Here is a 380-nt window from a genome sequence, read left to right on the forward strand (position 1 = left end):
GAAGGGATATCACCTTACTAATGTAAGGGGCTAACGCAGGGAACTGAAACATCTTAGTACCTGCAGGAAAAGAAAATAACAATGATTCCCCCAGTAGTGGCGAGCGAACGGGGAAGAGCCCAAACCATTCATGTTACGGCATGAATGGGGTTGTAGGACCACGACATTGCAAGAACTCTTGTGAGAAGAACGATCTGGAAAGTTCGACCATAGAAGGTGACAGTCCTGTATTCGAAACAAGACGAAGCATAGCGGTATCCTGAGTAGCGCGGAACACGAGGAATTCTGCGTGAATCAGCCGGGACCATCCGGTAAGGCTAAATACTCCCGAGAGACCGATAGTGAACCAGTACTGTGAAGGAAAGGTGAAAAGCACTTCG

General features: G+C 48.2%; 1 rRNA gene. It reads left to right on the forward strand.

What is annotated here, in order from left to right:
• Positions 1-380, forward strand: a 23S ribosomal RNA gene (locus I6E24_RS16770); the annotation flags it as partial.

The organism is Bacteroides caecigallinarum (assembly GCF_021530995.1).
In the GTDB taxonomy this organism is placed as follows: domain Bacteria; phylum Bacteroidota; class Bacteroidia; order Bacteroidales; family Bacteroidaceae; genus Phocaeicola; species Phocaeicola faecigallinarum.